General features: G+C 37.9%; 24 protein-coding genes. 4 read left to right on the forward strand and 20 right to left on the reverse strand.

Annotation, left to right across the window (positions count from 1 at the left end; genetic code table 11):
• Window positions 1–15 precede the first annotated feature (15 nt).
• The 11 genes from uvrA to MKY90_RS26295 form a co-directional block, all read right to left on the reverse strand.
• A complete protein-coding gene (uvrA, locus tag MKY90_RS26245; protein WP_341092936.1) occupies window positions 16–2886 on the reverse strand; it encodes an excinuclease ABC subunit UvrA in 2871 nt (956 codons plus the stop codon).
• A 5-nt stretch (window positions 2887–2891) separates the two neighbouring features.
• Window positions 2892–4868: an excinuclease ABC subunit B gene (gene uvrB / locus MKY90_RS26250; RefSeq protein ID WP_002016097.1), complete on the reverse strand. Its 1977-nt coding sequence runs from the start codon at window positions 4866–4868 to the stop codon at window positions 2892–2894.
• 146 nt (window positions 4869–5014) lie between these two features.
• Window positions 5015–5452 carry a DUF4362 domain-containing protein gene (locus MKY90_RS26255; protein WP_341093304.1) on the reverse strand — a complete coding sequence of 146 codons (438 nt, stop codon included), beginning with the start codon at window positions 5450–5452 and terminating at the stop codon, window positions 5015–5017.
• Window positions 5453–5499: 47 nt separating this feature from the next.
• Window positions 5500–6120 (reverse strand): hypothetical protein, encoded by a 621-nt coding sequence (locus MKY90_RS26260; protein ID WP_341092939.1) that lies wholly within the window; start codon window positions 6118–6120, stop codon window positions 5500–5502.
• Complete coding sequence (locus MKY90_RS26265) at window positions 6117–6878, reverse strand: MerR family transcriptional regulator (RefSeq protein WP_341092941.1); 762 nt, start codon at window positions 6876–6878, stop codon at window positions 6117–6119. Before MKY90_RS26265 ends, MKY90_RS26260 begins: the two co-directional genes overlap by 4 nt.
• 100 nt (window positions 6879–6978) lie before the next feature.
• Window positions 6979–7206, reverse strand: coding sequence for a hypothetical protein (locus MKY90_RS26270; protein ID WP_063219387.1), 228 nt, complete (start codon window positions 7204–7206; stop codon window positions 6979–6981).
• Between the two features lie 16 nt (window positions 7207–7222).
• Window positions 7223–7615: an ATPase gene (locus MKY90_RS26275; protein ID WP_341092943.1), complete on the reverse strand. Its 393-nt coding sequence runs from the start codon at window positions 7613–7615 to the stop codon at window positions 7223–7225.
• The gene (locus MKY90_RS26280) at window positions 7612–7833 is read right to left on the reverse strand and encodes a hypothetical protein (protein ID WP_002089582.1); all 222 of its coding nucleotides are present in this window, start codon (window positions 7831–7833) and stop codon (window positions 7612–7614) included. Before MKY90_RS26280 ends, MKY90_RS26275 begins: the two co-directional genes overlap by 4 nt.
• Window positions 7834–7850: 17 nt before the next feature.
• The gene (locus MKY90_RS26285) at window positions 7851–8240 is read right to left on the reverse strand and encodes a hypothetical protein (RefSeq protein ID WP_341092945.1); all 390 of its coding nucleotides are present in this window, start codon (window positions 8238–8240) and stop codon (window positions 7851–7853) included.
• Window positions 8241–8251: 11 nt separating this feature from the next.
• A complete protein-coding gene (locus tag MKY90_RS26290; protein WP_002016109.1) occupies window positions 8252–8449 on the reverse strand; it encodes a helix-turn-helix transcriptional regulator in 198 nt (65 codons plus the stop codon).
• A gap of 123 nt (window positions 8450–8572) precedes the next feature.
• A complete protein-coding gene (locus MKY90_RS26295; RefSeq protein ID WP_078177900.1) occupies window positions 8573–9595 on the reverse strand; it encodes a YeiH family protein in 1023 nt (340 codons plus the stop codon).
• 152 nt (window positions 9596–9747) lie between these two features.
• Here MKY90_RS26295 and MKY90_RS26300 point away from each other — a divergent pair, with 152 nt between their 5' ends.
• The 4 genes from MKY90_RS26300 to abc-f all read left to right on the forward strand — a co-directional run bounded on the left by MKY90_RS26300 (window position 9748) and on the right by abc-f (window position 13510).
• Complete coding sequence (locus tag MKY90_RS26300; protein WP_107887216.1) at window positions 9748–10641, forward strand: LysR family transcriptional regulator; 894 nt, start codon at window positions 9748–9750, stop codon at window positions 10639–10641.
• 51 nt (window positions 10642–10692) lie between these two features.
• Window positions 10693–11061: a MerR family transcriptional regulator gene (locus MKY90_RS26305; protein ID WP_002016114.1), complete on the forward strand. Its 369-nt coding sequence runs from the start codon at window positions 10693–10695 to the stop codon at window positions 11059–11061.
• A gap of 4 nt (window positions 11062–11065) precedes the next feature.
• Complete coding sequence (locus MKY90_RS26310; RefSeq protein WP_098167529.1) at window positions 11066–11611, forward strand: flavodoxin family protein; 546 nt, start codon at window positions 11066–11068, stop codon at window positions 11609–11611.
• 264 nt (window positions 11612–11875) lie between these two features.
• A complete protein-coding gene (gene abc-f / locus MKY90_RS26315; protein WP_098167530.1) occupies window positions 11876–13510 on the forward strand; it encodes a ribosomal protection-like ABC-F family protein in 1635 nt (544 codons plus the stop codon).
• A gap of 283 nt (window positions 13511–13793) precedes the next feature.
• Here the strand turns inward: abc-f and MKY90_RS26320 are convergent, their stop codons facing one another.
• The 9 genes from MKY90_RS26320 to secA all read right to left on the reverse strand — a co-directional run bounded on the left by MKY90_RS26320 (window position 13794) and on the right by secA (window position 25272).
• On the reverse strand, window positions 13794–14105 hold the full coding sequence (locus MKY90_RS26320) for a heavy metal-binding domain-containing protein (protein ID WP_341092950.1): 312 nt from the start codon (window positions 14103–14105) through the stop codon (window positions 13794–13796).
• Between the two features lie 65 nt (window positions 14106–14170).
• Window positions 14171–15886 carry an ABC transporter ATP-binding protein gene (locus MKY90_RS26325; protein ID WP_002089591.1) on the reverse strand — a complete coding sequence of 572 codons (1716 nt, stop codon included), beginning with the start codon at window positions 15884–15886 and terminating at the stop codon, window positions 14171–14173.
• Between the two features lie 128 nt (window positions 15887–16014).
• Window positions 16015–17199 (reverse strand): PDZ domain-containing protein, encoded by a 1185-nt coding sequence (locus tag MKY90_RS26330; RefSeq protein WP_172798714.1) that lies wholly within the window; start codon window positions 17197–17199, stop codon window positions 16015–16017.
• Between the two features lie 95 nt (window positions 17200–17294).
• Complete coding sequence (locus tag MKY90_RS26335) at window positions 17295–18731, reverse strand: S41 family peptidase (RefSeq protein ID WP_098167532.1); 1437 nt, start codon at window positions 18729–18731, stop codon at window positions 17295–17297.
• 118 nt (window positions 18732–18849) lie between these two features.
• Window positions 18850–19743 (reverse strand): permease-like cell division protein FtsX, encoded by an 894-nt coding sequence (ftsX, locus tag MKY90_RS26340; RefSeq protein WP_002089596.1) that lies wholly within the window; start codon window positions 19741–19743, stop codon window positions 18850–18852.
• Window positions 19733–20419 carry a cell division ATP-binding protein FtsE gene (gene ftsE, locus MKY90_RS26345; protein WP_003192357.1) on the reverse strand — a complete coding sequence of 229 codons (687 nt, stop codon included), beginning with the start codon at window positions 20417–20419 and terminating at the stop codon, window positions 19733–19735. Before ftsE ends, ftsX begins: the two co-directional genes overlap by 11 nt.
• A 323-nt stretch (window positions 20420–20742) precedes the next feature.
• A complete protein-coding gene (gene cccB, locus MKY90_RS26350) occupies window positions 20743–21066 on the reverse strand; it encodes a cytochrome c551 (RefSeq protein WP_002016129.1) in 324 nt (107 codons plus the stop codon).
• Window positions 21067–21522: 456 nt separating this feature from the next.
• A protein-coding gene (gene prfB, locus MKY90_RS26355) for a peptide chain release factor 2 (protein ID WP_098167533.1) occupies window positions 21523–22621 on the reverse strand; the annotation gives its coding sequence in 2 pieces (ribosomal slippage) (window positions 21523–22548 and window positions 22550–22621; 1098 coding nt in all).
• 143 nt (window positions 22622–22764) lie between these two features.
• Entirely contained in the window at window positions 22765–25272 is a 2508-nt protein-coding gene (gene secA / locus MKY90_RS26360) for a preprotein translocase subunit SecA (protein WP_098167534.1), read from the reverse strand.
• Between the last annotated feature and the right edge of the window lie 24 nt (window positions 25273–25296).

A 25296-nucleotide genomic window follows, 5' to 3' on the forward strand; every position in this document is an offset into this window, starting at 1 on the left:
GTTTTTATTAACAACTTATTGTGATAACTCTACTTCTTTTATTTTCTCTTTCATTCTTGCTTTATCACGATCTAAAATCTCTTTTAAATACTTACCTGTATAAGAGCGCTCTTCTTTCACTACTTGCTCTGGCGTTCCGGAAGCAACGATTTGTCCGCCTTTGTCTCCGCCTTCTGGTCCAAGGTCAATAATATAATCAGCTGTTTTAATAACATCTAAATTATGCTCAATTACAAGTACCGTCTCACCACTCTCAACAAGACGTTGCAACACTTCTAGAAGGCGTGCAATATCATGTGCATGTAAGCCAGTCGTTGGCTCATCTAAAATGTATAACGTACGCCCTGTAGAACGACGATGTAATTCAGAAGCTAATTTCACACGCTGCGCCTCACCACCTGATAACGTCGTAGCTGGTTGTCCTAATTTCATATAACCAAGCCCTACATCTACAAGCGTTTGAAGTTTACGCTTAATTTTCGGGATATTAGCAAAGAACTCTACCCCATCTTCAATTGTCATCCCTAACACTTCAGAAATATTCTTATCTTTATATTTCACTTCTAACGTTTCACGATTGTAACGTTTACCGTGACAAACTTCACACGGAACATACACGTCTGGTAAGAAATGCATTTCGATTTTAATAATTCCATCACCACGGCACGCTTCACAACGGCCGCCTTTTACGTTAAAGCTGAAACGTCCTTTTTGATACCCACGTACTTTCGCTTCATTCGTGTGCGCAAATACATCACGAATATCATCAAATACGCCAGTGTATGTCGCCGGATTTGAACGTGGTGTACGCCCGATTGGTGATTGATCAATATCAATCACTTTATCTAACTGCTCAAGACCTTTAATTTCTTTATGAGCCCCTGGCTTCGCTTTCGCCTTATATAGCTTTTGAGCTAATGATTTGTATAGTACTTCATTAATTATCGTACTTTTTCCAGAGCCAGATACGCCTGTTACTGCTACAAATGTTCCTAGAGGGAATGACATTTTCGCATTCTTTAAGTTATTTTCTTTCGCACCGACAATCTCCACTTTACGTCCGTCACCTTTACGTCTTTCAAGTGGTACCGGAATAAACTCTTTACCGCTTAAATATTTCCCAGTTAATGAATTCTCGTCTTGCATAACTTCAGCTGGTGTACCTGCTGATACAACTTGACCACCATGAATACCTGCACCAGGTCCGATATCAAGTAAATAATCAGCAGCCATCATTGTATCTTCATCATGCTCAACAACAATTAACGTATTTCCTAAATCACGCATTTCCTGCAATGTACGAATAAGACGATCATTATCACGCTGATGCAAACCAATAGAAGGCTCATCAAGAATGTAAAGTACGCCAGTAAGGCGAGAACCAATTTGTGTCGCTAAACGAATACGCTGCGCCTCACCACCTGATAAAGTTCCTGCAGCACGACTTAACGTTAAATAATCTAAACCGACGTTCACTAAGAACCCAACACGTTCCTGAATTTCTCTTAAAATTAAATGAGCAATTTTTTGTTGTTTCTCAGTTAGCTCAACAGTTGAGAAGAACTCCTGTACTTCTTGAACAGAATATTTCGTTACATCGGCAATCGTTTTATCACCAACGAAAACAGCTAAACTCTCAGGTTTTAAGCGTCCACCTTTACACTTCGGACAAGCTTGCTCTGCCATATATTTCTCCATTTGCTCACGAATATAATCAGAACTCGTCTCACGATAACGACGCTCAATATTCGGAATAACACCTTCAAATAAAATCTCATTTTCCTTTATTTGACCAAATTCATTCACATAGCGGAAATAAAGCTTCTCTTCCCCGCTTCCGTACAGCACTTTATCAAATAAATCCTTCGGTATATCTTTCACCGGCATATCCATATCGATGCCGTAATGATTACACACAGATTTTAATAATTGCGGGTAATATTGTGAACTTGTCGGTTCCCAAGGAGCGATCGCATGTTCATTTAATGATACATCCCAGTTCGGAATAACAAGTTCTAAATCTACCTCTAACTTCGATCCAAGTCCATCACAAGAAGGACACGCGCCGAACGGACTATTAAACGAGAACATACGCGGCTCTAATTCTCCGATTGAAAAACCACAATGTGGACAAGCATGATGTTCACTAAATAGAAGTTCTTCCTCTCCCATTACATCGATTAAAACTCGGCCCCCGCCAAGCTTTAAAGCACTTTCTAGTGAATCTGCAAGTCGGCTTGCAATTCCTTCTTTCACAACAATACGGTCAATAACAACTTCAATTGAATGCTTCTTATTTTTTTCTAAAGTAATCTCTTCCGATACATCCAGCATCTCTCCATCAACGCGCACACGAACATAACCTTGCTTCTTAATATCTTCTAATACTTTCGCATGCGCACCTTTACGCCCTGACACGATAGGCGCTAGCACTTGCAACTTCGTACGTTCAGGATATTCAAGAACACGGTCTACCATCTGTTCCACTGTTTGTGATGTAATTTCAATTCCATGATTCGGACAAATCGGCGTACCAATTCGTGCAAATAATAAACGTAAATAATCATAAATCTCCGTTACCGTTCCAACCGTTGAACGAGGATTACGACTCGTCGTTTTTTGGTCAATTGAAATCGCTGGAGATAAACCTTCAATCATATCAACATCCGGCTTATCCATTTGCCCTAAAAACTGGCGCGCATACGCAGATAAAGATTCCACGTATCTACGCTGCCCTTCTGCATAAATCGTATCGAATGCTAACGATGATTTCCCCGAACCAGACAATCCCGTCACAACAACAAGCTGATTTCTCGGAATGGTTACGTCAATATTTTTTAAATTATGCGCTCTAGCACCTTTTACAACAATAAAATCTTTACTCACTCTTTTCACCCTTCCGCTTTTAATTCTAATAGTAAATCTCTTAATTCAGCTGCACGCTCGAAATCTAATGCCTTTGCTGCTTCTTTCATCTCTGCTTCCATCTTCGCAATTGTATTTTCACGTTCTTTTTTCGTCATCTTCTTAGCTGGTGTTGCTTCATATATTTCCGTATCCTCAGCTGCTGTTGTCGCACGAATAACGTCACGTACTCCTTTTTGAATCGTTTTCGGCGTAATACCATGCTTTTCATTGTAAGCTTCTTGTATACTACGACGACGCTGTGTTTCTTCAATTGCAATTCCCATCGATCTCGTTATGCGATCTGCGTACATAATAACGCGGCCGTTTGCATTACGCGCCGCACGACCAATTGTTTGAATTAATGAACGCTCTGAACGTAAGAAACCTTCCTTATCAGCATCTAAAATAGCTACAAGTGATACTTCTGGAATATCTAATCCTTCTCGTAATAAGTTAATACCGACAAGTACATCAAACTTACCAAGGCGAAGATCACGGATAATTTCAATACGCTCTAATGTTTTAATTTCAGAGTGAAGATAATTCACTTTAATTCCTACATCTTTTAAATAGTCCGTTAAATCCTCTGACATTTTCTTCGTTAAAGTCGTAATTAATACACGTTCATTTTTCGCAATCCGGTCATGGATTTCTCCTAATAAATCATCTATTTGTCCTTCAATTGGTCGTATATCAATTGGTGGATCTAAAAGCCCTGTTGGACGAATAATTTGTTCTATTGCTTTCGGTGACTGCTCTAACTCGTACGGTCCTGGCGTTGCCGAAACGTAAATAACTTGATTCGTTTTCTCTTCAAACTCATCAAACGTGAGCGGTCTATTATCTAAAGCTGATGGCAGACGGAATCCATGATCAACAAGCACTTGCTTACGTGCTTGGTCCCCGTTATACATCGCTCTTACTTGCGGAACCGATACGTGCGACTCATCCATAACGATTAAGAAATCCTCTGGAAAATAATCTAAAAGCGTATACGGCGTTGAGCCTGCTGGACGAAGTGTTAAATGACGGGAATAGTTTTCAATCCCTGAACAAAAGCCCATCTCGCGCATCATTTCTAAATCATAACGCGTTCGCTGTTCTATGCGCTGCGCCTCTAACAACTTACCGTTATCATTTAATTCTTTTAAACGCTCTTCTAATTCTTTTTCGATATTTTCAATAGCGACCTTCAGCTTTTCTTCACGTGTAACGAAGTGAGATGCCGGGAAGATTGCTACATGATCACGTTCTGCTAATACTTCACCCGTTAATGCATTTACTTCTCGAATACGATCTATTTCATCCCCAAAAAATTCAATTCGAATACAATGCTCATCAAGTGATGCGGGGAAGATTTCAACTACATCTCCGCGCACACGGAATGTACCACGCTTAAAATCAATATCATTACGTCCATACTGTACATCAACAAGTTCACGAAGCAATTGATTGCGGTCCTTTTCCATACCAACTCGAAGCGAAACAACTAACTCGCGGTATTCTTCCGGAGAACCTAAACCGTATATGCACGAAACACTCGCAACGATAATAACATCATCTCGTTCAAATAAAGAAGACGTTGCCGAGTGGCGTAATTTATCAATTTCATCGTTAATTTGCGCATCTTTTTCAATAAACGTATCCGTATGTGGTACGTACGCTTCCGGCTGATAATAATCGTAATAACTAACAAAATACTCCACAGAATTGTTAGGAAAGAAATCTTTCAGCTCACTATATAACTGTCCTGCTAACGTTTTATTATGAGCCATTACAAGTGTTGGCTTCTGCACTTCTTTAATGACATTTGAAATCGTAAATGTCTTACCCGTTCCTGTCGCTCCAAGCAATACTTGCTTTTTCTTTCCACTATTAATTCCCTCTACAAGCTTCTCTATCGCTCCCGGCTGATCACCTTGCGGGGAATACTCTGAGATAATTTCAAATGGATGTTCCAACTAAAAACCGACCTCCTCATAAAAATCTGTATTATTATTTTACCACGAATGCCCATAAAAAACCTAAAAAAAACGAACAGATATTCGGTAAAATTTTCGACAATTTATATATAGAAAAAGGAAGGAATAAATACTTCCTTCCTTTACTAACTCCATTTTTTAAGTACATATAATAAGTCATATCCATTGCGCCCATTTTCATTCGTACAATCTATTAACCTATATGCCGTTTCTGATTCACGTTGCTCTTTAACAATCCTTTTACAACTATCTTTATGTAACCCTTTATGGTCACCAGCAAATTGACCTTGTCTATTATTTAACACATAAAGTATATCTTTCTCACTATGCTCTAACGTTTGAAAAATCGGGTCACCTTCATGTGTATACTGTACAATTCTTATTTTATCAACTTCCCCTTGTTCCACATTCCAAACGAACTTCTCGAATTTATCTAGATTAGGAATTTCTGCCCCCTTTGCAACGACATCATTCTTCTTATCAATTGCACTGTTAGGTTGTGAACATGCTACTAAACTAAAGAGAAATAAGCATATAAAAACTGTTCTTTTCCCTATTGTTATCCTCTCCTATACAAACTATTGGTATACTAGAAAAAAGCTACTTTCCTCTATGAAAGTAGCTTCTTGTTTCCTTTCTCCTTCTTCGGAAAAATAACATATGAAAATGAAATCGCAGTATCCACTAAAAGAATAATAGCCCATACTTGGCTTACACGGCTTGCTGCTTTATTTAAAACGATTCCTGACTCTAACCAATTTCCCCACTGTTCTACTGGAATAAGCCCATACATGAAGAAAAAGAATATATGAACCGCAACAAACAAAATAAGATGTAAAACCCAATTTTTCATTTCCTGCTTCGCATGCGCCATCCCTGTTACTTCAAGTGGTTCTTCGATAATAGGCGCCGGTTCATTCCGCCACTTCGCAACTAATTTTTGTACATATATATCTAATTTCTTCAAATCCTTTTTCCCATAAAAAACTGCATATAATAAAATGATTACCGTAATGATTTGAAAATTAGAGAACTTTCCTGTTTGATAATAGTCCACTACCCCTAAAGTTAAAATAAACACTTCATTTACGAGGAGTACAATCCCCATAATAAAACTCGCCTTTTTCAAGCGAAATCCATACCTTAGTAAAAAGAATCCAATAGCTGATAGCCAAAATACAATCTCTGCACCAATTAAAAAGTACCATCGATATTCTGCGAGTATACTCATTTATCCCTCTCCCTTTCATCATATATACGAAAAGCCTCATCCATATATACTAGAAGCTCTTCCTCAATTGGATACATACTCATTTTCTGTGAATCTTCTTTTGACTTTCTTACTTCCCACAGTTTATCTAAAAATGCTTCATCACCATTTGCCATCTCTAAACACTTCTGCATTAATTTCTTTGTTGCGCCTTGCACTTCATCACATGATGCTTCCTTACCGTCTTTCATAAAGTTACGTATTTGCTTTAATAAATTTACCCATTCTAAAACATTCGGATCTTCTTCACTCATGTTCGGCAAATTATGAAGCAACTTTTGTTCTCCCTTTGAAAATACTTCATTTTGAAATATTTCACGTATACGAGACGACTGTTTCGAAAGCTGAATAAGTTCAAACATAACTTTCCAATCAAGTTCTCCTTCCACATCTACCGAATAAACAACAGCTTGTAAAACACGCTCCATTCGATTGAATTTCTTTTGTTCTTCCTGTACAAACCGAAGTTGTTTTTCAAGAGAATCCTTTAAGTTAAGCTCACCTTTTACTAACATATTCGCAGCCTCTTTTAATGAAAAACCCATTTCTTTTAAAAATAAAATTTGCTGTAAACGAACAACATCTCTCTCGCTATATAACCGATGTCCTCCATCAGTTTTCCCACTCGGCTTTAATAAATCAATTTGATCATAATAACGTAACGTCCTTACTGTAACCCCTGTTTCCCTCGTTAGTTCTTGAATTGAAATCAACTCCATCACCTCTTCTCCTTCATTATAAAAGATGACGTAACGTAACTTTCAAGTGGTTTGTAAAAAAAATACAAAAAGCTGTTTATACCTTTTGTATAAACAGCTTTTATGGAAATAACCCCTTTTGTATAGTACGACCACAAAATAAAATAATTGCTCCTACAACAACACTTGTTGCTGTTTTATGATAATGCGCTAAAATTAATAAATAGTATGATAAACCTACAGCACCAATCATAATACATACACTTGGCACTGGATTACGAGAGAAGTTTTGTATTCCCCAAAACAAAGCAAAAATAGCCGTAGCGACACATAATACCGGTAATCCCATCCCAGTTCCCCTTTTTCTATCTATTCCTTGTTGCTAACACACTCGTCGATGCGATACTTATTAATAAACCAAAAATAGCAATATATAATAACTCATTTACATGTACTACTTGCCTATCTAAATACTTATTTACACAAAGATACATAATGAACAAAAAAACGCAGCTTGTAATACAAATCGTAAAATATGACTTCATATTGTTCACAACTCGCTCATCAATTGACGGTACTCTCTCTTCTTTCAAACGCTTCTGTTCTCTATATTCCGAAATGCCATATAAAATGACTAGTGCTACATTCGATATGAAGATCGTTCCCCACGAAATACTTAAAATCATTAAACTCACATTTAAAACAAGACCTGCTAAAAACAAACTTCCTATGAACCGTATAATATCTTGCTTACTCATACATGATCAGCCTCTTTTTGATTTCTATATTTCCATTTCGGCCAATAGTTCACAAAGAAATAAACAAACTGTCCTAATACAAATAAAACAAACGGCATGCCCGCATTTCCATAAACAATTAAATTATACAAACTCCATACCGCTAAACTCATTGTTAAAAACAACCCTAAATATTTAAACGCTTTATCCGACTGAAATCTCTCAAACTCATCTTGCATTTTCATTCCTCCTATCGTTATGCTCGTTTTCCCGCCATTACTCCTATGATGAGACTACCAGCAAATAAGAAACTACATACAATGAATATTTCTGGAATCGGTATAGTAATTCGCCCTATCGCTTTGCTTGTAACAATATAAACAATAAGCAAAAGAAATGCGAATATAAATGAGACATTTACATACTTTTTTATATTTTCATTTACCCGCTCATCTATATCTGGAAGTTCTTCTTTTTTGTACTTCCGCTTTTTGTAATTCGTATACAATATCAGAAATACAATTGCTAAAATGTTACTAACTATAAGCGATAACATCGGTATGGATGGGTCCATAATACGAACTAAAACGTCCCCTCCACATAATCCTAAGACCGTAGCGATATACAACTTTTTAGTATCGTTCATTTTCTCTCCCCTTACTCCAGCGTAAATATTTCCTCTACCTTCATTCCAAAATATTTGGCGATTTTTAGGGATAACTCTAGACTTGGGTTATAGTGGTGGTTCTCAATCGCCACGATTGTCTGCCGCGTCACTTGCATCGCCTTTGCCATTTCAATTTGCGTTATATGATGTTGTTTTCGCAATTCTTTAATTTTATTTTTCACACCCATAGGCTCCACCTTCGAAAGTAAAGATATCTTTACTTTAATTATAAATATTTTCCAAATCCAAGTAAAGATATCTTTACAAAAAAAGGTAAAAAAAGAGACATCTATAAGATGCCTCTTTTTTTGCTACATAAATCCTAATGCATATACAAGAACGTACCCAAGAACAGATAAGCAAACCGAGCCAATCAATCCTGCCACGAATGCCCTACTTCCTAATTTGCGGAACGTTTTAAACTCTACATTTAAACCGAGTCCTGCCATCGCCATTGCAATAAGCATGTACGCAATTACTACAATATATCCGGCAACAACTTCTGGGATAATCCCAAGCGAATGCACCGCACTCATTGCTAAAAATCCGAAGATGAACCAAGGAATCGGAAGGTCGCGCCACGATCTTTTTTCCTTGCTTTCCTCACTCTTACCAAACCATAATCCAATTAAAATCGCTACTGGCACAAGCATCGCTACGCGCGTTAACTTCACAATAACCGCGATGTCTACAGCCGTGCTACCTCCTGGCGCTGCAGCCGCGATAACGTGAGCAATTTCGTGCAGCGTCGCACCTGAGAACACCCCGTAACCGTAGGGTGAGAAGCCAAGCACTGGGTATAATAGCGTATAAATAAGTGTAAATATTGTACCTAAAATTGCAATAATCGCTGCCCCGACTGCTGTTTCTTCATCTTTCGCTTTCACTTGCGGTGCAATTGCCACGACCGCTGCAGCTCCGCAAATTGCCGTCCCGCATGCTGTTAAAATTCCAAGTTTCTGTTCTACTTTAAATACTTTCGTTAGTCCATATACAACGAAAATTGTAAATGTAATAACAACCGCTGCGATGACCAATACTTTCGGCCCCGCCTTCGCAATATCTACAAGATTTAATCGCATTCCAAGTAAAATGATCCCAAAGCGAAGCAACTTCTTACTCGCAAAGTTCGTTCCCACTATCGCTTCTTGAGGAATCCCGATTGCAGCGCGCCAAACCATCCCGATTAGAATAGCGATTACTAATTGTCCCATAATATTTAAAAATGGAAGCTCTGCTAAATATTTCGCGGCGATTGCGATTAATAACGTAATCCCAATACCTTGCGAAAATCCAAAGCCCTTCTTCTTTTGTATAACAAGTGTTTGTTCCACTTTGTACCACCCCAATAATCGTATTGGAACATGCATGTTCTTTCTAGTTACATTATAAGAGACTTTTAATAATAAGTTTAATATCAATATTGAATACCTATCATCAGAAATACTTATGATAAAATAAAAGCAAAAATAAAGGGGCCTAACAAATGAACGTCGACATTTTAAAGATCTTTGTTACTGTCGTTGAACAAAAACATTTTTCGCGTGCTGCGGAACTATTAAACCTTTCACAACCTGGCGTTAGTATGCACATTCGCAACCTGGAAAATGAATTTGGGACTACACTTATTCAGCGCTCTCCAAAGCACGTCCAAGTTACGGAAGCTGGAAACATATTATACATACACGCAAAGCAGATGCTCTCACTTTATGAAGATGCAAAACAGGAAATTAATGCGCTGCATAACGTCGTAACAGGGACACTTCGCATCGGCGCTAGCTTTACAATTGGCGAATACTTACTTCCAAAAATACTTGCGCGCTTTGCCAATGAAAATGCACACGTCGAAGTTCATACATTTATCTCCAATACGGAAGAAGTTTTGCAAAGCCTCCGCTCTAATCAAATTGATATCGGCTTAGTGGAAGGCCAAGTCGTATACGCTGACGTAGATGTTGAAACTTTTATGCAAGATGAAATGAAACTCGTCGTCCCGCCAAACCACCCATTGCTCCATATCAAGGGGATTAACGAAAATGCATTGCAAGACCAAGTCTGGGTATTAAGGGAGAGCGGCTCTGGCACACGTGCCTATAGCGATCGATTTATACACCAACATCATTTAAAAATGAAACGCTTCTTTACATTTAGCAGTATTCAAAGCGTGAAGGAAGCCGTTGCAGCCGGTCTTGGCATCGCTATCCTTTCAGATTGGACTGTTCGAAAAGAACTGTTGGCACAAGAAATATTCCACATCCCTGTTCCGAACGAAGAGCTAATCCGTCCATTCTCCATCGTGCGCGGCAAATATTTTATCCCGTCTAAAGCTATTCAAGTCTTTTTAAAACACGTAGATTCTTTTGCAAAAAAACAGAGTTGACCTTCACATTAGTGTGAAGGTTTACAATACATGTAAAAGGAGTGAAACGCATTGCGAATTGGAGAGTTATCAAAAGAAACTGGGGTTAGCGAAAGGGCACTAAGACATTATGAAGAAAAGGGATTACTCCCTTCGAAACGCCTAGCAAATGGCTACCGTGATTTTGATGAAAGTGCAATCGAAAAAGTAGAGCTGATTCAAATGTACTTGCAAATCGGCTTAAATTTAGAAGAAACAGAACGAATGCTACGTTGCCTTGAAATCGAGCCCCATCTTTACGAAAATCCGTGTAGTAGTATCCTTGCACTCTACGAAGACAAACTTGATGAGGTAACGAAGCAAATCACATTACTTTCCAACATTCAAACGAATTTACAAAAACACGTTTCACTCCTAAAACAAGCAAAAGAAAAGGGATGATTACATGTTTGTTATACATGGCAGTTCAAGACAAAACGGAAATACGGAAGCTTTAACACATATGGTGATTGATGGGATTGAAACAGAACAAATTTACTTGCGTGATCATATCGTCCACCCAATCATAGATCAGCGCCATGATGTAGAAGGATTTCAACCTGTAAATGATGACTACGAGCAGTTAACCAAACGCATGCTAGAGCACGACACGATTATCTTCGCTACACCGCTATACTGGTACGGAATGAGCGGCCACATGAAGAACTTCGTTGATCGCTGGTCACAAAGCTTGCGTAATAAATCTCTTCATTTCAAAGAAAAAATGAAAGGCAAAAAAATGTACGTTGTCATCGTTGGCGGAGACAGTCCAAAACTGAAAGCATTGCCGCTTATCGCCCAGTTTCAATATATCTTTGATTTTGTTGGTTCATCATTTGAAGGGTATATTATTGGGGATGCGAATGGACTAGATGAAATCAAGAACGATGCTGCAGCGCTGGCAAAAGCACAATTGTATAATAATAAATTCAAAAATAGCACACAGAAATAAGTTTGACAAATCCATTTGTATGCGCATACAATAAAAATAATATTATGAAAGGAAGGTACTTTGACCAATGAAGTTCTAATTCTCTTATTTATTTCATCCATCACAAATAGTGAACAAAAATGATGAAAACTAGCAGAGGATTAGTCTGTCCATTTGTCGATACTTTCTTTCGATACGATCATGTAAAAAATCGTTTATTTATGTACGATTTTTACATTGAAGGGCGACATTTATCCTCTCTAGTGAAACTAGGGAGGTTTTTTTATGACTATTTTAATCGCACGTAATATCGAAAAGAGCTTTGGTGATCGCACCATATTTACGTTACCATCACTAGAAATTCAAGCAAACGATCGTATAGGAATTGTCGGAGTCAACGGAGCTGGAAAATCTACGTTATTACAAATATTAAGTAAAGAAATAGAAGCTGACAAAGGCACAGTAACTCATCATAGTTCTATCGCCATTATCCCACAGCTTAGCGAGGGGATACTGGAAACCGCTTCTTCCCTCGCTAAGGGCAAATGGAATATTTCAAACGTCGCAAATTCAATGAGCGGCGGTGAACGAATGCGCCTAAAGATCGCCCATGCCCTCGAACAAGATGCAGGCATTCTATTTGCTGATGAGCCAACAAGTCACTTAGATATGTTCGGTACAGAGCAATTAGAAAAGGCACTTTTATCTTATAAAGGTGCACTTGTTTTAATATCGCATGATCGTGATCTTTTAGATGCCATATGTACAAAAATCATCGAAGTTGAAGACGGTACTATCCAAGAGTACAAAGGTAATTATTCAAACTATCGAAAGCAAAAAGAACGTGAGCGAATACAAAAGCAAGCAGAATATGATCAATATATACAAGAAAAAAATCGGTTAGAACAGTCAATTTCACAAAGAAAGCAACGTGCTTCTAGCATGACAAAAATCCCAACACGGTTCAGTTCATCTGAATCTAAACTTTATAAGTGCAGCGGGGCTCATGGGCAAGAAAATGTTAGCAAAGTAGCGAAAGCACTAGAAACACGCCTTGAAAAGTTGGAACAGAAAGAAAAACCGAAGGACTTTTCTCAAGCTCAGTTTGACGTACAATACCACACACCAATTCATAGTAAAGCAGTTGTTCAGTTTAATAAAACAACGAAGAAAATAGGGGATCGCACATTATTTAAAAATATGAATGGAACAATTGTCCCTGGGGCAAAGCTTGCTATTTTAGGGGCAAACGGAAGCGGAAAAACAACTTTGTTCAAAATGCTTCTCGCGAACGAGCGTGGCATTCAGCTTTCGAAAAGTTGTAAAATTGGATACTTTGAACAAACATTATCTATTTTAAAAACAGATAAAACAATTTTAGAAAACGTTCTAGAAGAAACAAACTATACAGAATCGTTCGTTCGAACAATACTTGCAAGGCTCCTATTCCGCCGTGAAGATGTTCATAAACCTGTGCACATCTTAAGTGGTGGAGAACGCATGAAGGTTGCACTCGCAAAAGTATTTTTAGGAAACTATAATATGCTTCTGCTCGACGAACCGACAAACTATTTAGACTTGGCAACGCAAGAAGAATTAGAAAGCATGTTACAGGAGTATCCTGGTACAATACTTTTCATTAGCCATGACCGTGCCTTTATTCGTTCTGTTGCAAACCATATTCTACAAGTAGATGAGAGCGAACCAAGAATATTCCACGGCAATTACGAGCAATACACAAAAAGAACCACCCAAGCTTCTGTAAATGTTACTGAACAAGAATTATTACGATTACAAACAAAATTAACAGAAATCATCAGCCGGATTTCTATCCCAAATCAGCATGATGACATCACATTTCTCGAACAAGAATACGAAAAATTATTAGTTCGAATTCGGCAGTGTAAAGAAGCGCTCTAATGTCTTCCCCATATATCGACGGGACCTTTCACATTTCCCAAGAAATATCGAGGCTTCGACATAGAATACCACCCTACCTATCATGTTAGACACAATAACAACAAAAAGCCGTGCACCAGCACGGCTTTTCACTTTATCCCGCTATTTGTGGGCAGTAAGACTCCCACCTCAAAATTCGGCTTGAGCAAAGAAATTAGGTGGGCGTCGGGCTGCCCGTAAACGCCCGATTGGTGAGGGCTAGTAATCAGTGGGGGATGAACCCCCCACTGATTAAAGTTTCACTTTATATACGGACAGCAGTCCCACTCACCACAACCATTAGCATTCCTTCGCGAACTACTTCGTAGTCCACGTCGATACCAACAATGGCGTTCGCATTTTTTTGTCTTGCGAGAGTTTTCATCTCTTCCATTGCAATGTCGCGCGCTTCTTTTAATTTACTTTCATAGGCGCCTGCGCGACCACCGACAACGTCACGGACAGAAGCGAAAAGGTCACGAACGATATTCGCACCCATGATTGCTTCGCCATTAACGATATCGATATACTCAATAATTTCTTTCCCTTGAATTGTAGAAGTTGTTGTTACAATCATGCTTTATAGCCTCCCATATAAGATTTCCACTTACTTATGGTGCACTAATTCAGCAGAAATTATATTTACGAACTAAACTGCGCCTCATACAATCGGCTGTAACCCTCGCCTCGTTCGATTAGTTCCTCATGCGAACCTTGTTCTGCAATACCATCTTTATTTACAACAACGATACGATCTGCATTTTTAATAGTTGCAAGCCTGTGAGCGATAACTAATGTTGTACGGCCAACAGATAGTTCTGCAAGTGATTTTTGGATAGCAAGTTCTGTCTCTGTATCTAGCGCAGAAGTTGCTTCATCTAAAATTAAAATTGGCGGGTTCTTCAAGAACATACGGGCAATTGCTAAGCGCTGCTTTTGTCCTCCTGAAAGTTTCACACCACGCTCACCAATAACTGTATCTAAACCGTCTGGTTGCGAGTAAATTAAGTCCTCTAGCTGAGCACGTTTTACCGCCTGCCAAATTTCAGATTCTGAAGCTTTTAAGTTTCCGTAAGCGATATTTTCACGAATTGTTCCTGAGAATAAGAAAACATCTTGCTGTACAATTCCGATTTGCTTACGAAGTGACGATAACGTCATCTCTTTGGTGTCAATGCCATCAATTTGAATTGATCCAGATGAGTGTTCATAAAAACGAGGTAATAAACTACATAGTGTTGTTTTCCCTGCCCCTGATGGTCCAACGAAAGCAACTGTTTCACCTGCATGTATTTTCAAACTAATATCGTTTAAAATCGGCTCTTTATTTTCATATCCGAACGTGATGTTATTGTATTGAATATCGCCGTGTACATGTTTAACTTCTATTGCATCTTTAGAATCTACAATATCCGGCTCTGTTTCCAGAAGTTCTACATATCTTTTAAAACCAGCGATTCCTTTCGGATAACTTTCAATAACCGCATTAATTTTTTCAATTGGGCGGAAGAAAATATTCGTTAATAAAACGAATCCAATAAATCCACCGTACGTTAATTCACCTTGCAGAACAAACCATGTACCACATATTAATACAAAGAGTGTTACAAGACGCATCAGCATATAACTAATCGATGAATTTAACGCCATAATTTTATACGCCATTAATTTTGTTGTACGGAAACGAGCATTATTTACAGCAAATTGCTCTTTCTCAAACTTTTCATTTCCGAATGCTTGTACAACGCGGATACCACCTACATTGTTCTCGATACATGCATTGAAATCAGCAACGTCTGAGAATAAACGTCTAAACGTACCTGTCATTTTTTTATTGAAGTAAAGTGCCAACCATAATAAGAACGGGATTACGAAGAATGTTAGAAGTGCTAACTTCCAGTTAATCATCATCATAAATGAAAATGCTCCAACTAAAGTCATAATGGCAATGAATAAATCTTCTGGTCCATGGTGAGCAATTTCCCCAATTTCCATTAAATCGTTTGTAAGACGTGAAATTAAATGACCTGTTTTATTATTATCAAAAAATCTGAATGATAGCTTTTGAATGTGATCAAATAATTTCTGCCTCATATCTGTTTCAATGTTAACCCCAAGCATATGTCCCCAATATGTAACGACATATTGCAAACCTGCATTTAACACATAAACTACGAACAAACCGAAACAAGCCCATAAAATAAGCGTCCAGTTTTGTCCTGGTAATAACTTATCAATAAATTGATTTACGATAAGCGGGAAACCAAGTTCGAGTAAACCTGCGATAACTGCACAGGAAAAATCGAGTACGAATAAACCTTTGTACGGTTTATAGTAAGAAAAAAATTTACGTAGCATATCTTTCCTCCCTTTTCCAAATTAAAAGACTCCCTAAATGATAACCATTATCAAATAATTATTCAAGTTATCCGTCTATGAAACTAAAAAAACCTTCATCTATATTTGATGAAGGTTTCCATTTTACTTTATATAGCTTCCGAATCCCACTCGTGCTCTTGCTGAACAAATACAACACCTAATTCATGATGTCCCCCGGCGTATAATGCCGTTTGAGCAAGACGAAGCTCACCATTTGTATCTACTACTTCTAATTTACAAAACGCTCCTGTCGTCTTCGTCTGAAGCGCGTCATAAAACTCTTCGGTACTTCTTGGAATGATTCCATTTACTTTCGTAATAACTTCTCCAGGCTTTAAATTCATCTCTGCCCCAATTGTATTCGGAATTGTATCTAACACAACAAGTCCATCATTACGTGCGGCAAAGTATGCTGGTCTTTTCTCGTCTGCAATTTTCTCTTGCATCGAGATTGTAAAGCGTCCAAGCATTGCGACTCCCATCGCGATAATTGCGAGTACGTGCCACCAGTAACTTGCGATACCTAAAACGAGTACGAGCCCCGCTAAACCATAGACGCGTCTTCCTGTAAATAATAAAGCTTCCGTCGGCTCATAACTTCTAACCTTTCTCATAAATCCAATTAAAAATGGAACGAGGAATAAAGAGTATGTAGTCGAACCTATTGAAACGACAGGCCACCAAGAAATAAATCCTGTCACCGCGTCTCCTGGTATAAGAATAAATACTGGTACAAGCCATAAACGATTGGATTCATGTAGTCCAATTCGTAGCCCACGCTTACCTTTGTTAATTTTCGGCGTAGAATAACGAACTGCATTTTTAGAGATTAATAACCCCTCTACAACGAGCATAACGCCTAGTAAAATAGCAAGGGATACAATCGTACCCTCTTCACCTTCTCCAAGCTGTAAGAAGGAAACTGGCATCTTAGACGATAACAACACGAGTGCAATCGCGATTCCGAAAGTATAAGCTACAGATAAATATCGATACATAGCAGTTAATCCGAATAATAACGTCCAAAGTAAAATTGCCCACAAACTCGCTTTTGAAACAACAAGCCCAAGCCCAATCGTAATAATAGATACGATTAATCCGTACCCAATACCTGCAAATAGAGTTGTTCGTAGTTCAAACCAAATATCATATACTTTAAAAGAAAAATCTTTTCGTTCTCGTAATATACGTAAGTATCCAACGAAGATACTACTAATTAAAAATACATAGACAGCAGGGTGTAAGAAAAAACGTCCAACTGCTCGTAGTATTTCAAAAAGCCATGCCTCCACGAATTCATTCACCACCATTTATATCATTCTTTCTTTTTATCTTATCATATTTAACACATAAAAAAATACAGGCATCAAAGTGCCTGTATTCTTTCTTATTTCGCTATTAATTTCAATGCCGTCTGTAATTGTAAATCATTTTCTCCAGAACGGATTTTTTCAATGATTTTAGTTTGAATCGCTTCAGCTGTCTTTTTATCAAGTTGTCCTGTTGCTTCCATCTCATTCGCATTTTGGAATGCTTTTAGTGCTGATTCTGTCTCTTTGCTAAAGTATCCATCTTCACGTCCTGGTACATATCCTAAGCTCTTAAGCATTTCTTGCGCGTGTTTTACTTGTACATCATTTGAATTGTATGAAAGTGTCTTTTCAATTTGAATTGGTGTCGCATGATAATAATCTGGTTGCTTCACTTCTACAGTTGGCGCGATTCCTTTTTTATGAATCCAATTGCCATCTGGTGTTAACCATTTAAACATTGTTAATTTAATATTGCTGCCATCTTTAAATGGAACAGCCTGTTGAACAGTACCTTTACCAAACGTTTTTTCACCAATTAAATCGTATCCTTCTCCTTCTTTTAGCGCACCAGCTAAAATCTCTGAAGCAGAAGCACTTCCGTTATCAATTAATACTGAAATTGGATATGGCTTTCTCTCTTTCAGTTCCGTAGAGAATTTCTTCTTCTCACCATTTCGCTGTTCTACTTGTAGCATTGGCTTTTTATCTGTCATGATGTCTCCTAGTATATCTTCTACACTATTTAAATAACCGCCAGGATTACCACGCACGTCAATAACTAAGCCTTTTATGTTTTTCTTCTCTAGCTCTTTTAACTGATCCTTAAATTCTTTCGCAGTATTTTCAGCGAAAGAAGTAATTTGCATATAACCGATATCTTTTCCGCTATCTTGCTTTACGGAACTAAATACAGTGAAAATCGGAATCTTTTCACGCTTAATTTTAAATTCTATCGGATCAGCCACTCCTGCGCGCTTAATTTCAATTGCAACAGTCGTTCCTTTTTTACCACGAATTTTTAATACTGCTTCTTCACGTGATAAATCTTTCACACTATTTCCATCTACAGATAAAATTTGGTCATTCGGTTTAATTCCTATCTTTTCTGCTGGTGAACCTTTAATTGGCGATACGATAATAAGCTTACCGTCCGTCTTGTTCACTTCAGCTCCAATCCCTTCAAGTTCAGGATCCAGTGACTGACTAAACTGTTTTGCCGTTTCTTTATCCATATACGTGGAATAAGGGTCCTTCAGCGTAGACAACATTCCCTGTATCGCACCTTCGACTAATTTGTCGTCTTTCACGTCTTCCACATAACGTGAATCAATTAGTGCATACGCCTCATTAATCTTTACCAAATTTCCTTGCGCTGTGCCAGCATTACCATTCGATACTGTTTGTGTTACATACGCTGGGTTTATCCCAAACCAGTACATACCACCAAACATCCCGCCAGCACCAATTAAAAATGCAACAACCATTCCAATAATTGCAACTCTACGTTTCAATGCGGAATTCCCCTTTCCAGAACACACAGGTGGTGTAGCAAAAGGCATCACACGATGTGTGATGCCTTTACCTATTTCTACTATATGATAAGCTTGTACGAATTATGTTTGCAACTTTTTATACTTTTAAGAAGCGACGAATTGACATTACACTTCCCCACATACCGATTAATGCACCGATTAACATTAATAAACCAGCTAATTGGAATACGAATGGGTTGTATGGTAGAAGCTCGAAAATTGTTCCGCCAAGTTTTTCATTAAACACACCTTGCAACGAATTATACATAACTAAAATTAGGCCAATTGGAATAATTGATCCTAATACTCCTAGGAATAATCCCTCTAACAAGAACGGCCAACGAATAAACCAGTTTGTTGCACCAACAAGTTTCATAATTTCAATCTCAGTACTACGAGCATAAATTGTAATTTTAATTGTGTTAGAGATTAAGAACATCGCTGTGAATAGAAGACCCGCAATTAACGCAATCCCGATGTTACGACCAGTTTTTACAGTATCAAATAATTTTTCAACTTGACCTTTACCGTATTGAACATTACTTACAAACTGCATTTTCTCAATCTTTTTCGCAATAGTTGCCGTATCTGTTGGTTCTTTCGCCTTTACAACAAATACGTTTTTCAGTGGGTTATCTTGCTCAAATAACTCGAACGTTTTTCCACTATCGCCTAAGCTTTTAATTAAACGTTTCAACTCTTCTTCTTTAGAAGAATATTTAATAGAATCTACTTTCGCAATTTTACTCATATCTTCTTCTAATTTCTTTTGATCAGCTTCTTTTGCTGCTGGATCAACATGCACACGAATTTCTACATCTTGCTCTACTTTCGTCGCAAAATGGTTCATATTCATAATCGCTGTCAAAAAGACACCTACAAGTAATAATGTAACTGTTACTGCACTTACAGAAGCAAATGTCATCCATCCGTTACGGGATAGATTTTTCACACCTTCTCGCAAATGTCGACTAAGGGTTTTAGCCTTCATATCCGTATCCTCCCTCAATCTCGTCTCGAACAATTTTTCCGCCTTCAATTGCAATTACACGATGACGAATTGTATTTACGATATCTGCGTTATGTGTCGCCATAACAATCGTTGTACCACGCTCATTAATACGTTTAAAAATCTTCATAATATCAAGAGCTGTTTCAATATCTAAGTTACCTGTTGGCTCATCGGCAATTACAACCTTTGGCTTATTTACAATCGCTCTTGCAATCGCCACACGTTGTTGCTCTCCGCCCGAAAGCTCATTTGGAAGTGCATCGGCACGCTCTTCAAGACCAACAAGACCTAACACTTCTGTAACGCGCTCACGAATCGCTTCCTTCTCTTCTTCAATTACTTCTAAAGCAAACGCAACATTCTCATATACCGTTAATTTAGGTAGCAATTTAAAATCTTGGAAAATTACGCCTAATTGACGACGGAAATACGGAACATCTCTTTCTGCTAATGTTTCAATTACAAGTCCATTTACATTAATTGATCCTGTAGATGGCTTCTCTTCACGATACATCATTTTAATAAATGTAGATTTTCCGGCTCCACTCGGTCCAACTACGTATACGAATTCACCTTGTTTAATGTTAACTGTGAGACCAGCAATGGCTTTCATACCATTTGGGTACTCCTTATAAACATTCGTCATTTTTATCATTATTTATCACCCAATACTTAATGATTTTTTTCGAAATACTTTTCTGTACATTTGAAAATAAAAGAAAAACCTTTATTTTCGCTCGACCATTCTTGTTGAAGGTAGCTTCCATACATGCTTTTTATTAGCAACGCTACTCTATGTAATATATTTCATCAAAATTCTACAAACCCCATTGTAACATCAATCGGTTTCCAATTCGGATACAATTTTGTTACAGTTATGTTACATCCTAATAAAAGGTAAACGAGCTCATGTAATTACTTAACTCGAAGCACTTTTCGGTCAAGTTATACAATCAGCTCGTTTATTAATTACGTTTCTTATTTATGCTCCGCTAACCATTCAGCTACTTTTTTCGCATCTTCACCTTGAATAATTCCTGGTGACATTGAACCGCGGCCTTTTTCAATAATCTTTTCAATCTCTGCTGCGTCATATTTCTGTCCTACTTTTCGTAAATCTGGTCCAGTTGCTCCTGATAAATCTTTAGCGTGACAACCTATACAACTTTTTTGGTAAATTTGCTCTGCGCTATCTGTGCTTGCAGATTGTTTTGATGGTTTACTCTCTTCTTTATTTCCACATGCTCCTAAAGCAAAAACAACTGACGTCCCCAGCGTAATAGCCAACAATTTCTTTTTCACTTCTATCGCTCCCCATTGTTGATATTCTTTTCATTCATAACTAGGCAATAGTTTTCATAACACATTCAATATTCATTATAAGCATTATCTTTATATAGAAAAACTAAGGTGCATTTCATATTTTTCACAAATATAGTGAGAAGCCTAATAAAATAAGCTTTCATAAATTGTTTCAATTCTGTGAACACCTTAGAAAGTTCTATAAAGAGCCTTTTTCTCCAATCAAAACTGAGAAATTCTATATAAAGTACTACTCTATTACCACTTTATTTTACTATTCTCTACCTTTTACAAAACAATATACGGCATTGTATTCTACATATAATCTCATCAAAAAGAGAAGTTGTCGTTTCCAACTTCTCTTCCTCTTTATTTCATCAATATAAATAAGATAAGCCTCTTTATATCCTCTTGGACCTCAGCATGTGCCAACAATTCTGTTGGCTTTTTCTCTTATTAAATACGAGAACGTAAATACGCATCAATAAACGGATTAATTTCCCCATCCATAACTGCTTGTACGTTACCAACTTCTGTATTTGTACGATGGTCTTTCACAAGAGAATACGGGTGGAATACGTAAGAACGGATTTGGCTTCCCCATCCAATTTCTTTTTGCTCTCCGCGAATCTCATCTAATTGTGCTTGTTGTTCTTCTAATTTCTTTTGATATAATTTCGCTTTTAGCATTTTCATCGCATGCTCACGGTTTTTAATTTGAGAACGCTCTGACTGACATGTTACAACCGTGTTTGTTGGTAGATGAGTTATACGAACTGCTGAATCTGTCGTATTAACGTGCTGTCCACCTGCACCACTTGCACGATACGTATCTATTTTCAAATCTTCTGTACGCACTTCAATTTCAACTTCATCATTGAATTCAGGTACAACTTCACAAGATACGAACGATGTATGACGACGACCTGAAGAATCGAACGGTGAAATACGTACAAGACGATGTACACCTTTCTCCGCTTTCAAGTAACCGTAAGCGTTATGACCTTTAATTAATAATGTAACACTCTTAATACCAGCTTCATCGCCCGGTAAGTAATCAACCGTTTCTACTTTAAACTTACGTTTTTCAGCCCAGCGCGTGTACATACGTAATAACATAGAACCCCAGTCTTGTGACTCTGTTCCACCTGCACCTGGGTGTAATTCTAAAATAGCGTTATTTTTATCATAAGGATCGCTTAATAGTAACTGCAGCTCGTACTCATTCATTTCTTGAATTAAAGTTTTCACTTCAGATTCTAGTTCCTCATGTAAATCTTCATCATACTCTTCTTTAAGTAAATCATGCGTCATTTCTAAGTTTTCGAACGTCTCATCTAACTGACGGAACCTTCCAACCATATCTTTCAGCGCATTCGCTTCATTAATTACAGCTTGTGCGCCTTGTTGGTCATCCCAAAATCCTGCGCCCATCATCGTTTCTTCTAATTCTGCAATTTGTTTTTCCTTAGTAGGAAGGTCAAAGAGACCCCCTAAAAGCCGCTAATCTCTTAGCCATTTTTTCTAATTCTTGCCTAATTTCTACTAATTCCATTTCCTTCACCTCTATGTAATTGCTGTTACTTTCATATGAAAACAAGGGAAACTCTCTCCGCTTATTACGGAGAGAGTTTAATCCTTTTCATTATACATTTTTGATGTAAAAATTTGCAAAGCAGTCTAAATTACAGTTTCTTATTACTGCCCAATGCCACAACAGTTTTTATATTTCTTGCCACTACCACATTTACATAAATCGTTGCGTCCCATTTGGTCACCTTTTACAACCGGTTTTTTCTTCGCGTCTTCGCCATCGCTTGATGGATGAACAGCTTCACCTTGAACAACTTCTTGACGCTCTAAGTTTTGCTCAATTTCAGCTTTCATAATGTAACGAGAGATTTCCTCTTCAATAGAAGCGATCATCGACTCGAACATTGCGAATCCTTCCATTTGGTATTCACGGAGTGGATCGATTTGTCCGTAAGCACGTAAATGAATACCTTCACGAAGATGATCCATTGCATCGATATGATCTGTCCATTTCGTATCTACAACACGGAATACAACAACCTTTTCGAATTCACGCGTCTGCTCTTCAGGTAGAAGCTTCTCTCTTTCGTTATAACGCTCTAACAATTTCGCGATAATTGATTCGCTCATTTCTTCTGGAGCAAGGCGACGTAACTCTTCTTCTTTTACATCTCCTTCTTCAAGAAGGTTTGTATTTAAGTAATCGACAAGACCTTTAATGCTCCAATCTTCTTCGATTTCTTCTTGCGTATGAAGTGCAACAGCACGTTCTATCGTAGATTTCATCATACCTTCAATAATACTGCGTAAGTTCTCTGAATCCATTACTTCTTGACGCTGTTTATAAATTACTTCACGTTGTTGACGAAGTACATCGTCGTATTGCAATAGCTGCTTACGTGCATCATAGTTATTTCCTTCCACACGTTTTTGCGCAGATTCTACAGCACGAGAAACCATTTTACTTTCGATTGGCTGTGAATCATCCATACCAAGACGATCCATCATCGCTTTCATATTGTCAGAACCGAAGCGGCGCATTAGTTCATCTTCCATTGATAAGTAGAACTGTGTTACACCAGGGTCCCCTTGACGACCAGAACGACCACGTAACTGATTATCAATACGACGGCTTTCGTGACGCTCTGTACCGATAACTGCTAGACCGACGTTTCTAATATCCTCGCCTAACTTAATATCCGTACCACGACCAGCCATATTCGTCGCAATTGTTACAGCGCCTTTCGTACCAGCTTCTGCAATGATATCTGCTTCACGCGCATGGTTTTTTGCATTTAAGATATTATGACGTACACCTTTACGTGTTAACATTTTTGAAATAAGCTCTGACGTTTCAATTGCAACTGTACCAACAAGAATAGGTTGCCCTTGCTTATGACGATTTACAATATCCTCAACAACTGCATTGAATTTACCTTCCATTGATTTGAAGATTAAATCAGCACGATCATCACGAATAATATCTTTATTCGTTGGAATTACGATAACATTCATATTGTAAATACTACGGAATTCTTCTTCTTCCGTTTTCGCTGTACCAGTCATACCAGATAATTTTTCGTACATACGGAAGTAGTTTTGGAACGTAATTGTTGCAAGCGTCATACTTTCATTTTGAATTTCTACGCCTTCTTTTGCTTCAATAGCTTGATGTAAACCTTCGCTATAACGACGACCTTTCATAAGACGACCAGTGAATTGGTCTACGATTACGATTTCGCCTTCTTGTACAACATAATCTGTATCAAGGTGCATAACAACATGTGCACGAAGCGCCTGATTAATATGGTGAAGAAGTGCTACATGTTTTAAATCGAATAAGTTATCGATATGGAAAGCTTTCTCAGCTTTCGTAATACCATCTTCTGTTAACATTACATTTTTCGTTTTCACATCAAATGAATATTCTTTTTCATTTTCTAATGTACGAACGAATGCATTTGCAAACATGTATAGCTCTGCTGATTTTTGAGCTTGTCCCGAAATAATAAGCGGTGTACGTGCTTCATCGACTAAAATAGAATCGACTTCATCGATGATAGCAAAATTAAGTGGACGCTGAACGCACTGCTCTCTATATAACACCATGTTGTCACGTAAGTAATCGAACCCAAGCTCGTTATTTGTGCTATACGTAATATCAGCAGCATAAGCAGCTTGTTTCTCTTCACGTGACATACTATTTAAGTTAATCCCTACAGTTAGGCCAAGGAACTCATGAAGTTGTCCCATTTCGCTCGCATCACGTTGCGCTAAATATTCATTGACTGTAACAACGTGAACACCTTTTCCTGTTAATGCGTTTAAATATACAGGTAAAGTAGATGTTAACGTTTTACCTTCACCTGTTTTCATCTCAGAGATATTTCCTTCATGTAAGGCGATACCACCCATTAGCTGTACGCCATATGGACGCATTCCAAGAACACGATTCGCTGCTTCACGAACAACCGCAAAAGCTTCAGGAAGTAGATCATCTACTGTCTCACCTTTTGTTAGACGTTCTTTAAATTCAATCGTCTTTCCTTTTAATTGTTCATCAGTTAGCGGCTTAATAGATGATTCTAATGCATCAATTTGCTCCACTGTCTTCTGCATACGTTTAATTTGGCGTTGGTTGACATCAAATACCTTTTTTAAAATACCGATCATAGGAAATACGCTCCTCTTTTATTA

This window comes from Bacillus sp. FSL P2-0099 (assembly GCF_038007445.1).
Lineage (GTDB): Bacteria > Bacillota > Bacilli > Bacillales > Bacillaceae_G > Bacillus_A > Bacillus_A mycoides.